Origin of the sequence: Microbacterium sp. BF1, from assembly GCF_019279095.1 — a bacterium.
Classification (GTDB): domain Bacteria; phylum Actinomycetota; class Actinomycetes; order Actinomycetales; family Microbacteriaceae; genus Microbacterium; species Microbacterium maritypicum.
In genome coordinates this window covers 1-2,705 of the sequence record NZ_JAGYWT010000343.1, presented here as the reverse complement: position 1 = coordinate 2,705, position 2,705 = coordinate 1, and the positions used below count along the sequence as shown (strand labels likewise).

Genomic DNA, 2,705 nt, shown 5'->3' with positions numbered 1-2,705 from the left:
CGGTCGTCGTCGGGTGCCTCCGCGTCGAACAGGGGCAGCACCCGTTCCGCGCAGTCGGCCGCCCACACCGCGACGATCCGTCGCTCGGTCTCGGTCATGCCCTGCGCAGTGGACATGCTCATCCCGCCCGCCGTTCGGCACGCTGCCGGGAGCCACGGACCGTCTCGATGATCTCCTGCATCTCCATCCCTCAATGATGAACCCCACGTGCTTATGTGGACTCTGATGCCGAAAGGATGGGGAAGATCATGACAAACCCTCCAAAGCATGTGATGACCACGGTCGCGCTCGGGCGACGGGTGGGGTACTCGGCGCAGCAGCTGCGCGACCTCGCCTGCTGCAGCACTGCGATGCCGTGCTGCGTCTGCCGGGGGAGTCGTCGGGTGCGGACAAGGACGCCGAGATCGCGCAGGAGCTCGGACTTCCCGTCTACCGGTCGCTCGACGAGATTCCCTCAGCCGCGACTCCGTAGGCTGGAGGCATGACCAAGAACATCTGGACCATCCTCGGCGTCATCCTCGCCGTCGTGATCGCGTGGTGGATCGTGAGCGCGCTGTTCTCGGTGCTGGCCTTCATCTTCAAGCTCATGATCGTCGCCGTCGTCGCGGTCGTGGTCTTCCTGGTGCTCCGCGGGATCTTCAGCCGCAGCGACGACTGACGTCTCCTCTCACGCCCGGGCGAACGCCCCGACGCGGTACTTCGCGGCGCGGTGCGTGTCCTGCACCCGGTCGCCGCGACCGTGGAGCTTGTTGCGAAGAGTGCCCGGCGCGTACTCCTCGGGATAGGCGCCGCGCTCGCGCAGCACCGGAATCACGTGCTCGATGATGTCCTGCCAGGTGCCGGGGGTGACCGCGTAGGCGAGGTTGAAGCCGTCGATGTCGGTCGCCTCGACCCAGGACTGCAGCTCGTCGGCGATCTCGACGCCGGACCCGACGATCGTGGGGCCGAGGCCGCCGATCGCGTTGTGGCGTCCGAAGTCGCCGACGGTCCATTCGCGGCCGAGGTCGGCCTCTTCCTTCAGGTGCTGCAGAACTGACTGGATCGCGTTCGACTCGACGTTCCCGACCGGCTCGTCCTCGGCGTACTGCGACAGATCCACGCCCATCCACCCCGACATGAACGTCAGGGCACCCTCGGGGCTCGCATAGGAGAGGTACTCCGCGTGCTTCGCCGTCGCCTCTTCGGCGGTGGCGGCGGTGATCACGGTGAGCAGCGTGTAGATGCGGGCGTCGTACCGGTCGCGTCCTGCCGCCTCGAGGGCGTCGCGAATGCGCCTGACCGTTCCGGCGAGCACCTCCTTCGAGGGGGCGGCGACGAAGATGGCCTCGGCGTTCTCGGCCGCGAACTTCACGGCGCGCGGACTCGCACCGGCCTGGTAGATCACCGGCGTGCGCTGTGGCGAGGGCTCGGCGATATGGATGCCGGGCACGCTGAAGTGCTTCCCCTCATGCCCGATCGGGTGCACCTTGGCCGGGTCGGTGAAGATGCCGCGCTCGCGGTCCTCGACCACGGCGTCGTCCTCCCACGACCCCTCCCAGAGCTTGTAGAGCACCTCGACGTACTCGTCCGCGTGGTCGTAGCGGTCATCGTGGGCGAGCTGGTCCTCCTGGCCCATGTTGCGCGCGGCGCTGGGCAGGTATCCGGTCACGACGTTCCAGCCGACGCGGCCCTGCGTGAGGTGGTCGAGGGTGCTCAACCGGCGCGCGAACGGGTAGGGGTGCTCGAACGCGGTGCCGGCCGTGATGCCGAAGCCCAGGTTCTCGGTGACCGCGGCCATCGCGCTCACCAGCAGGATCGGGTCGTTCACCGGCACCTGCGCGCCGTTGCGGATAGCGGCCTCGTTCGTGCCGCCGTACACGTCATAGGTGCCGAGCACGTCGGCGATGAAGATGCCGTCGAAGGTGGCGCTCTCCAGCAGCTTCGCAAGCTCCGACCAGTACGAGATGGTGTTGTACTGGCGCGAACGGTCGTCGGGGTGCCGCCACAGGCCGGACGACTGGTGGGCGACGCAGTTCATGTCGAAGGCGTTGAAGCGGATCTGACGGGTCATGCCCCCATGAAAGGGGAAGGGCGTGGACGAATCCAGAGTCCCCGAAATGCACGGACACATTCCGGGTGCGGGTCTGCCTCGCCCTGGCATTCGGCCACTCCCGCGGGCTCTACCCTTGACTGGTGACCGACGAGACCGTGACCGCCCAGCGGCTGGTGCATGCAGGGCGTGCGCGCGCTGTGCGACCGCTACGGCATCGTCTACATCGCCGACGAGGTCATGGTCGGCTTCGGTCGCCTGGGCGAGTGGTTCGGCATCGATGCGTTCGACGCGAGCCCTGACCTGATCACCTTCGCGAAGGGTGTGAACTCCGGATACGTGCCCCTCGGCGGCGTGGTGATCTCCGACCGCATCGCGAGCGCCTTCGACACGATGCCGTTCGCCGGCGGACTGACCTATTCCGGTCACCCGCTGGCGTGCGCGGCGGCGCTGGCGACCTTGGATATTTTCGAAGAAGACAACGTCATCGAAAACAACAGGGACCTGGCCCAGCGAATGGCCACCGCCACGGCGCACCTGGTGGACCACCCGCACGTGTCGGAAGTGCGTCAGACCGGTATGGTGCTGGCCATCGAGATGGTCCAGGACAAAGCCACCAAGACCGCCTACCCCTGGCAGGAGCGTCGTGGCCTGAAGGTGTTCGAGCACGCCTTGG

The 2,705-nt window shown here is 67.1% G+C and carries 3 protein-coding genes and 1 pseudogene; 2 read left to right on the top strand and 2 right to left on the bottom strand.

The features are described 5' to 3' along the window. On the bottom strand, nt 1-98 hold a 98-nt coding region (locus KZA10_RS18730; protein WP_374196584.1), incomplete at its 3' end, for a putative immunity protein. Nucleotides 99-481: 383 nt separating this feature from the next. Between KZA10_RS18730 and KZA10_RS11755 the strand changes: the two genes are divergently transcribed. Further along, nucleotides 482-658 carry a hypothetical protein gene (locus KZA10_RS11755; RefSeq protein WP_055871313.1) on the top strand — a complete coding sequence of 59 codons (177 nt, stop codon included), beginning with the start codon at nt 482-484 and terminating at the stop codon, nt 656-658. A gap of 9 nt (nt 659-667) precedes the next feature. Here the strand turns inward: KZA10_RS11755 and KZA10_RS11750 are convergent, their stop codons facing one another. Then, nucleotides 668-2,050 (bottom strand): LLM class flavin-dependent oxidoreductase, encoded by a 1,383-nt coding sequence (locus KZA10_RS11750; RefSeq protein ID WP_218682972.1) that lies wholly within the window; start codon nt 2,048-2,050, stop codon nt 668-670. Nucleotides 2,051-2,191: 141 nt separating this feature from the next. Between KZA10_RS11750 and KZA10_RS11745 the strand changes: the two are divergent. Continuing rightward, nucleotides 2,192-2,705: pseudogene (locus KZA10_RS11745) on the top strand (aminotransferase class III-fold pyridoxal phosphate-dependent enzyme); the annotation flags it as partial.